The sequence below is a fragment of the Streptomyces sp. NPDC013187 genome (assembly GCF_042899705.1).
Classification (GTDB): domain Bacteria; phylum Actinomycetota; class Actinomycetes; order Streptomycetales; family Streptomycetaceae; genus Streptomyces; species Streptomyces hawaiiensis_A.
In genome coordinates this window covers 1-9,703 of record NZ_JBIBAF010000036.1, presented here as the reverse complement: position 1 = coordinate 9,703, position 9,703 = coordinate 1, and the positions used below count along the sequence as shown (strand labels likewise).

2 protein-coding genes and 1 pseudogene are annotated in these 9,703 nt (G+C 73.6%); all 3 read left to right on the top strand.

The window, feature by feature from the left end; genetic code table 11:
- Positions 1-3,402, top strand: a 3,402-nt coding sequence (locus ACFY5B_RS39290) for an SDR family NAD(P)-dependent oxidoreductase (protein WP_389980013.1), incomplete at its 5' end; no start/stop codon positions are given.
- 104 nt (positions 3,403-3,506) lie between these two features.
- Positions 3,507-9,425 (top strand): annotated as a pseudogene (locus ACFY5B_RS39285) (SDR family NAD(P)-dependent oxidoreductase); the annotation flags it as partial.
- Positions 9,426-9,491: 66 nt separating this feature from the next.
- On the top strand, positions 9,492-9,703 hold a 212-nt coding region (locus tag ACFY5B_RS39280), incomplete at its 3' end, for a polyketide synthase docking domain-containing protein (protein WP_389980010.1).

Below are 9,703 nucleotides of genomic sequence, written 5' to 3'. Positions count from 1 at the left end.
TCGACGGTGGAGGCTGGCGTCGTGGATACGGCGTCGTTGGATGCGGAGTACTGGTTCCGGAATCTGCGTCGGCCGGTGCGGTTCCAGGAGACGGTGGAGCTGCTGCTGGCTGATGGTTTCGCGGTGTTCGTGGAGTGTGGTGCGCATCCGGTGCTGACGGGTGCGGTGCAGGAGACGGCGGAGTCCGCCGGCCGGCAGGTGTGCGCGGTGGGATCCCTGCGCCGTGACGAAGGGGGTCTGCGTCGTTTCCTGACCTCGGTGGCGGAGGCGTTCGTCCAGGGCGTCGACGTCACCTGGCCGGCACTGTTCGAGGGCACCGGCGCCCGCACCATCGACCTGCCCACCTACCCCTTCCAACGCCAGCACTACTGGGCATCGGCCTCGCCCGCCGGCACCGGCAGTTCCGCTGCGGCCCGCTTCGGTATGACCTGGGAGGAGCATCCACTCCTCGGCGGTGCGCTGCCGCTCGCGGAGTCCGGTGAGCTGCTGCTCGTCGGGCGGATCTCCCCGGCCTCTCACTCCTGGATCGCCGACCACACCGTGGCCGGGACCGCCCTGCTGCCCGGGACAGCTTTCGTCGACATGGCACTGCATGCCGCTGCGGTCGTGGACTGCGCGGGCGTGGAGGAGCTGAGCATCGAGGCTCCGCTGCCGGTGCACGGCGGCATCCGGCTCCAGGTGGTGGTCGACGAGCCCGACTCCTCCGACCGGCGCCGCGTGAGCGTGTTCGCGCGGCCGGAGGCGGAAGACGGGGACACCAGCCAGTGGACCCGACACGCCATCGGCGTACTGGCCCCTGCCGCCGCTCCCGACCCGGGCCGGCCGCAGTGGAGCCGTGCGGCCTGGCCGCCGAGCGGTTCCGAACGCGCGGAGGCGGCGGAGCTGTACGACCGGTTCTCCGCGCTGGGATACGAGTACGGCGAGGTGTTCGCCGGGGTCGAGGACGTCTGGCTGCGCGAGGGCGAGGTGTTCGCCGAGGTCCGCCTGCCCGCGGGCGCGGCGCTGGACGCCGAGCGGTTCGGGGTGCACCCCGGCCTCCTCGACGCGGCTCTGCAACCCTGGCTGCTGGGCGACTTCGTGCCGCGGCCCGACGACGGATCCGTGCTGCTGCCGTTCGCCTGGCGGGGCATCACGCTGCATGCGACCGGTGCCGACGCGCTGCGGATCCGCCTGGGTCCGGCCGGGGAAGGCGCCGTGTCGCTCGAGGCCGTCGACCTCGCCGGCGCCCCGGTGCTGTCGCTGGATGCGCTGGTGCTGCGTCCGCTTGCGCAGGACCGGCTGGTGGGACTGGTCGGTGGCACGACGTCCGCGCCGCTGTACCGCGTGGACTGGCAGCGGAGCCCGATCGCGTGCGCGGCACCCCCGGCCACAGGGCTCTTCGCCTCCTCCCCGTCCGGTGCGACGCGCCGGTGGGCGGTTGTCGGGCAGGGCGGTGCCGCCGCACGGTACGCGACGGCGGACCCCGGCACGGGGTGTGTCGGCGTCTTCCCCGACCTGGACGCACTGCGTACGGCGCTGGACTCCGGAGCGGACCGCCCCGACATCGTCCTCGCCGACTTCGGGGCCCAGCCCGGCACCGCCGCGCCGCACGGGACGGCTCTGGCCGATGGGATACGGGACACGGCTCGGCGGGGGCTCGCCCTCGTACAGGGCTGGCTGTCCGACGAGCACTTCGCCGCCGCACGGCTCGCGGTGCTTACCGAGCACGCCGTCGCCACCGGGGCGGACGCGCGTCACGTGGACCTCGCCGGATCGGCGCTGTGGGGGCTGATGCGTTCGGCGCAGACCGAGCACCCCGACCGCTTCGTCCTTGTCGAACACGACGGGCAGGACGCCTCGTACCAGGCGCTGCCCGCCGCGCTCGACAGCGGAATCCCCCAACTGGCCATTCGCGCAGGAGAGATACGCACTCCAGGGCTGGCGGTCCTGCCGACTCCGGGAGACGGGGCCACCGCGACGGGCACGGGGTTCGATCCCGAGGGCACCGTGCTCGTCACCGGCGCCACGGGCACCCTCGGCAGCCTGCTGGCCCGGCACCTGGTCACCGCACACGGCGTACGGCATCTGCTGCTGCTCAGCCGCAGCGGGCGCGACGCCGACGGGGCCGCCGCACTGGAGCGTGAACTCAACAGTCTCGGAGCCGAGTTCCAGCTTCTTTCCTGTGATGCGGCGGACCGGGCGGCGCTGAAGGAGGCCCTCGCCACCGTCCCCGCCGCACACCCGCTGACCGCGGTGATCCACACGGCCGGTGTCCTCGACGACGGCGTCGTCGAGGCGCTGACCCCCGAACGGCTGGACCGCGTGCTGCGCCCCAAGGCGGACGCCGCACTGAACCTGCACGAGCTGACCGCGGGAATGCCGCTGAAGGCGTTCGTCCTGTACTCCGGGGCGGTCGGCCTGCTGGGCGGGGCCGGACAGGCCAACTACGCGGCGGCCAACGCGTTCCTGGACGGCCTGGCCCAGCACCGGCATGCGCAGGGGCTGCCCGCGGTGTCCTTGGCATGGGGACTGTGGAGCGCCGCCAGCACGTTCACCGGCCATCTCGGCGAGGTGGATCTGCGGCGCATGGAGCGGTCCGGCATCGCGCCGCTCACGAATGAGCAGGGGCTCGAACTGTTCGACCGGGCACTTGGTGCCGCCGCCGGCGCGGATGCGCCGCAGATCTGCGTGATGCGGCTGGACACGGCGGCGCTGCGTCGGCAGGCCGCCGCCCACGGGGCCGCTTCGGTGCCCCTGATGCTGCGTACGCTGGCGGCGCCCGCCGTACGGCGCGGCGCGGCGCGAACGGGTCGTGGCGATCGCGCGGCGTCCGCGGTCACGGACGCACCGAGCCGGGCGCAAGCCCTGCGCGAACGACTGACCGGGCTGGACGCGGCGGGAAGGCGGGACGAACTCCTGGCCGTGGCCCAGGCGCAGTTGGCCGACGTGCTGGGCTTCACCGACAAGACCGCGGTCGACCCTGTTCGCTCCTTCCGGGAGATCGGTCTGGACTCGCTGACCGCTGTCGAGCTGCGCAACAGGCTCGGTGCCGTCACCGGACTGCGGCTGCCGCCGGCGCTGGTCTTCGACCACCCCAACCTCGATGCGCTCGCGGGCCACCTGGCGGAGCTCCTCGCGGCGGAGGGCCGGGACGAGGCGGGCGCTGCGGCGCTGTCGGGCATCGACGCCCTGGACCGGGCGGTCCGGGGGATGACGGCCGACGACACGCGGCGTGACGCCGTCCGCCGACGTCTCACAGAACTGCTGGCGGTGGTCGGCGACGCCCCCCGGGACGGCGACCGCAGCACACGAACGGCCGCCGGCACGGAAAGCCGCGGCGCGCAGGCCGGCCCCGACCTGCTGGGGCGGCTGGACTCCGCCTCCGACGACGACCTGTTCGCGTTCATCGAAGACCAGTTGTGAGCGGGACGCCGTGCGCGTCCATCACCCACACCGAAGTGCGCCGCAGCAGGCGCGCTTGCACCGACACGAGCACGTAGGCCAGGAGGGTCCGGTCGATGACGGCCAACGACGACAAGATCCGTGACTACCTGAAGCGGGTTGTCGCCGAGCTGCACAGCACGCGCCAGCGGCTGAACGCTCTGGAGGACAACGCCCGTGAGCCCATCGCCATCGTGGGGATGAGCTGCCGACTGCCCGGCGGGGTGACCACCCCCGAGAGCCTGTGGGAACTGGTCGACTCCGGCACCGATGCCGTCTCGCCGTTCCCCGACGACCGGGGCTGGGACCTGGACGCGCTCCACCACCCCGAGTCGGGAGCCGTCCACTCCCGCGAGGGCGGTTTCCTCCACGACAGCGCCGACTTCGACGCGGAGTTCTTCGGCATCAGCCCGCGCGAGGCCCTGGCCATGGACCCGCAGCAGCGGCTCCTGCTGGAGACCTCCTGGGAGGTGTTCGAGCGGGCCGGCATCGACCCGGCCTCCGCCCGCGGCTCGCGCACCGGGGTGTACGCGGGTGTCATGTATCACGACTACGGCGCCCGGCTGAACGAGATCCCGCCTGGTCTGGAGGGCTACCTGGTCAACGGGAGCGCGGGCAGCATCGCCTCGGGCCGGGTGGCCTACACCCTCGGGCTGGAGGGTCCCGCCGTCACCGTCGACACGGCCTGCTCCTCGTCACTGGTCGCCGTGCACCTGGCGGCGCAGGCGCTGCGGCAGCGGGAGTGCGACATGGCGCTCGCGGGCGGCGCGACCGTCCTGTCCACCCCCGACCTGTTCGTCGATTTCGCGCGACTGGGCGGCCTGGCCTCCGACGGGCGCTGCAAGGCGTTCTCCGACGCGGCCGACGGCACCAGCTTCGCCGAGGGCGCCGGAATGCTGCTCCTGATGCGCCTGTCGGACGCGGTGGACAAGGGCCACACCGTACTGGCGGTCATCCGCGGCTCCGCCGTCAACCAGGACGGTGCCAGCAACGGCCTGACGGCCCCCAACGGCCTCGCCCAGCAGCGGGTGATCCGCGAGGCGCTCGCAAACGCGGATCTGGGCCCCGACCAGATCGACGCGGTGGAGGCACACGGCACCGGAACCCGGCTCGGCGACCCCATCGAGGCACAGGCCCTGCTGCACACCTACGGCACGAGCCGCAGCCCCGAACGGCCGCTGCGGCTCGGCTCCCTGAAGTCCAACATCGGCCACACCCAGGCCGCTGCCGGCGTGGCCGGAATCATCAAGACGGTGCTGGCGATGCGCCACGGACGGCTGCCCCGCACCCTGCACGTCACCCGCCCCTCCAGCCGGGTGGACTGGTCGGCGGGCGCGGTGGAACTGCTCATGCAGGCACAGGACTGGCCCGGCCAGGGGGACGCCCCGCGCCGCGCCGGCGTGTCCTCCTTCGGCGCCAGCGGCACCAACGCACACCTGATCCTGGAGGGCGTCCCGGACGGCGACGACACGGCGGCGGAGCGCGAACCGTCCACCGGCGGCGGCGCCTGGCTGCTCTCGGGTCGGACCGAAGCGGCGCTGCGAGCCCAGGCCCGGAGACTCCGCGACCATCTCACCGCCCGCCCCCACGTGTCACCCGCCGCGGTCGGGCGGACACTGGCCCGCTCCCGCACACCGTTCGAGCACCGGGCCGTCGTCCTCGGACAGGACACCGCCGCCCTTCTGAGCGGCCTCACGGAGCTGGCGTCCGGCGCGGCGCACGGACCCGGGGTGATCACCGGCCGGGCCGCACGCGGACGCCGCACCGCACTGCTCTTCACCGGGCAGGGCAGCCAGCGACCGGGCGCCGGACGCCGGCTCTACGAGCGGTACGAGGTGTTCGCCCGCGCCCTGGACGAGACGGTCGCGGAACTCGACCGGCACCTGGACCGCCCGCTACGCGAGGTGATGTTCGCGGAACCGGGCAGCGCGACGGCCGGCCTCCTCGACCGCACCGAGTACACCCAGCCCGCGCTGTTCGCCCTGGAAGTCGCCCTCTTCGAGCTGGTGAGTGCGTGGGGCCTGCGCCCCGACGCACTCCTGGGTCACTCGGTCGGCGAACTGGCCGCCGCCCACGCCGCCGGAGTGTTCACCCTGCCCGACGCCGCCCGCCTGGTGACGGCGCGGGGCCGGCTGATGGGCGAGCTGCCGGCCGGTGGCGCGATGGCGGCGATCCAGGCCGGCGGCGCGGAGATCGAGGAGACGATCACGGCGCTCACGGCCCGTAGGCCGGCGCGCGTCGCCGTCGCCGCACTCAACGGGCCCGACGCCACCGTGATCTCGGGCGACGAGGACGCGGTCGCCGAACTCGCCGCACTGTGGCGGGAGCGGGGCCGCCGCACCAAGGTGCTGCCTGTCAGCCACGCCTTCCACTCGCCGCACATGGACGCCGCACTGGAACCGTTCGCCCGGATCGCGCGCCACGTCTCCTACGCCGAGCCGCGCATCCCGGTGGTCTCCAACCTGACCGGCGAGGTCGCGTCGGCCGCGATCCTGTGCACCCCGGAGTACTGGGTGCGCCACGCGCGCGAGGCCGTGCGCTTCAGCGACGGCTTCCGCACCCTGCACGACCAGGGGATCGACACCTTCGTCGAACTGGGACCGGACGGCGTGCTGTCCGCCCTGGGACGCGACTGCATGCGCGAAGAGGAACAAGACGCCCCGCACCAGGACGGCTCGACGGACCGTGACACGGTCGGTTCCCCCGCCGACGGGCAGGAGCGTCGCGTGCTGATGGTGCCGCTGCTGCGCCGGGACCGCGACGAGACGACCACCTGCCTCGGGGCCCTGGCCACCGTCCACACCCACGGCGTTCCCGTCGACCTCGCGGCCGTGCACGGTGACGGCGACGGGCCCGCCGTCGATCTCCCCACCTACGCCTTCCAGCGCACGCGCTACTGGCTGGACGTCCCGGCCCCAGCCGTCGGCCTCACCGCCACCGGTCTGGAGCCAGCGGACCAGCCCCTGCTCCCGGCCGCCATCGACCTGCCCGACGGGGAAGGCACCGTACGGACCGGGCTGCTCTCCGTCCGCACCCACCCGTGGCTCGCCGACCACCGCGTCCAGGACCGCACCGTGGTACCCGGAGCGGCCCTCCTGGACATCGCCGCCTGGGCGGGCACCGAAGCGGGCTGCCCCCGGGTCGTCGAGCTGACCTTCGCCACGCCCCTCGTCCTGCCCGAGAGCGGAGAGGGGGTCCGGCTGCGCGTGACGCTGAGCGGCCCCGACGCGGAAGGCATCCGTACGATACGCATCGACTCCCGGCCCGCCGACGCCGCTCGGGCGGCCGACGCCCCCACCGACTGGACCCGACACGCGTCCGGCACCCTCGCCCCCGGAACCGAGGAGGCCGGTGACGGTGCCGACGTGCCGGCGGAGCTGCTCGGCGTCTGGCCCCCGGCCGACGCGACGCCGGTGGCGCTCGACGCGGACGCCGTCGCGGCCGAGTACCGGCGTCTCGCGGACATGGGCGTGACGTACGGCCCCGTGTTCCGTGGACTGCACGCCGTCTGGCGGCGCGGCGAAGAGGTCTTCGCCGAGGTCCGGCTCCCCGGCCAGGCAGCCGCCGACGCCTCGCGGTACGGCATGCACCCGGCTCTGCTGGACGCTCTTGCGCACGCCACCGGGTTCAGCGAGCAGTTCACCGAGGCCCACGGCCTGCTGCCGTTCTCGTGGAGCGACGTCCGGATCCACGTCCGCGGCACCGACTCCCTGCGCGTACGGCTCGCCCCGGCGGGACCCGACGCTGTGACCGTCGCGGCGGCCGACCCGGCGGGCCGCCCGGTCCTCGCCGCCCGCTCACTCACGCTGCGCCCTCTCCCGGCGAACCAGTTCCAGAGTCCGCAGGCGGGGAGCACACCGCTGTACCGACTGGAGTGGACGTCGGCCTCCGCTCCGGTGACCGGGCACTCCGATCCCAGGCCGACGGCAGCGGAGTGGGGCGTCCTCGGCGATCCCGGTCAGGCCCTCGCTGAGAACGTACGCGACGGAGCACAGGCACCCGTACGCACCTACGACGATCTGGACGCGCTCGCGGCCTCCGACACACCCCTGCCCGACCACGTCCTGGTGGAGCTCGGCCACGACGGGGACGATCTTGCCGCAGGCGCCCACGACCTGGCCGAACGTGCGCTGGCCGTGGTGCAGGGCTGGCTGGCCCACGCCCGCTTCACCGACGCACGACTGGTCGTGTTGACACACGGGGCGGTGGCGGCCGGCACCAGCGCAGTCCGCCCCGCCGCAGCCGTCGCCTGGGGACTGCTGCGCAGCGCACAGTCCGAGCACCCGGGCCGCTTCGTACTGGTCGACGCGGACCCGTCCGACCCGGCTGCCTCGTACCGCTCCCTGTCGCGGGCCGTCACCTCGGAGGCCTCCCAACTCGCCCTGCGCGGCGACCAGATCCTCGTACCCCGACTCACCCACGGAGCGAACGGGCAGGGAGCTGCCGCCGATCGCCTCGGCGACACCACCGAGCCGGAAGCGGGCGCAGCCCTGTGGCCCGCCCCGTCTGGGAACCCTTCCGGCCCCTGGCGCGCGGACGGCACCGTGCTCGTCACGGGCGGAACCGGAACGCTCGGCAAGGCTGTGGCCCGGCATCTCGTGACCAAGCACGGCGTCCGGCACCTGATACTGGCCGGCCGGCGCGGAGCGGACGCCCCGGGCGCGGCCGGGCTGGCCGCCGAACTGACCGACTTGGGCGCCGCCGTGAACATCGTCCGCTGCGACGCCGCCGACCGCTCGGCGCTCGAAAGCGTCCTGGCCGCCGTCCCCGCCGCGCACCCGCTCACCGCTGTCGTGCACACCGCCGGTGTGCTGGATGACGGCATCGTCACGGCGCAGACCCTCCCACGGGTCTCGGCAGTCCTGCGGGCCAAGGCCGACGCGGTCACCCACCTGCACGAACTGACCCGTGAACTGGACCTGTCCGCCTTCGTCCTCTTCTCCTCGGCTGCGGGAACCCTCGGCAGTCCCGGCCAGTCCGGCTACGCGGCCGCCAACAGTTTCCTCGACTCGTTCGCCGCCTGGCGGCGAGCACAGGGCCTGCCCGCCGTATCCCTGGCCTGGGGCCTGTGGGGCGGGGGCGGTGACGGCGACGGCGGTGGCGCAGGGGCCGACGGCATGGGAGCGAGCCTGGCCGCCGCCGACCTCGCACGGCTGCGCCGTTCCGGCATCCTGCCCCTCGACCCCGCCGAGGCACTGGAACTGTTCGACGAGGCCTGCGCCCCCTCCAGGACCGAGGCCGTGTTGCTGCCGATCCGCCTAGACCTGAACGGCCTGCGTGCTCGTTCGGTCCGCAGCACCGTACATGCAGGCGTGGTACCCGAAGTGCTGCACGCCCTGGTGCCCCCGTCCGCCGATGCCGGCCCCTCGTCCGGTGCGGGCACGCCGGACCCTGCGGCGGGCCAGGAGCCCCCGACCACGGCCGCGGCATCCGGCACCCTGGCCGAACAGCTCGCCGGGAAGCCGCGCGGCGAGCGGCTCGCCGTCATCAGGGAGCTCGTGCGCACCGAGATCGCCTCGGTGCTCGGGCACGCGGACGCCCAACGCGTCCAACTCCAATTCTCCTTCAAGGAAGCCGGATTCGACTCCCTCACCGCCGTCGAACTCCGCAACCGGCTCACCGCCGTCACCGGAACGAGGCTTCCCGCCACGCTGGTCTTCGACCATCCGACGCCGGCGGCGCTCGTCGACCACCTGGAACAGGAACTGCCGAAGGGCGGCCAGGAACTTCCCGCGGACGTCCCGGCCGTTCTGGAGGCACTCGACCGGATCCGGGACGGACTGGTCACCGCTGTCACCGACGACAACGGCCGGGCCCACGTCGCGGAACGCCTTCAGGAGCTGCTCGGCACGCTCGCCCCGCCGGTGGCCGGCGTCCGGCCGGTCAACGGCTCGAACGGTCACGACGGGCAGGGCCCCGACGAGCAGTCGGTCGGCGAACGCCTCGCCGCCAGCACCGACGACGAGCTCTTCGACCTCTTCGACAGCGACTTCCGATCGATGTAGCCCAGAGCCCGCTTGCCGCCACTGCTCTCCCGCCCCGCCCGCCCCACACCCCTGGAGAACAGCACCATGTCTTCCGAAACGCCTGCCACCAACGAAGAGAAGCTCCGCGTCTACCTCCGTCGCGCCATGACCGACCTGCACGAGGCCCGCGAGCAGATCCGCCGGACCGAGTCGGCCAGGCATGAGCCGATCGCGATCGTGGGGATGGGGTGCCGGTTCCCGGGCGGGGTGTCGTCGCCGGAGGGGTTGTGGGATCTGGCGGCGTCGGGGGTGGACGC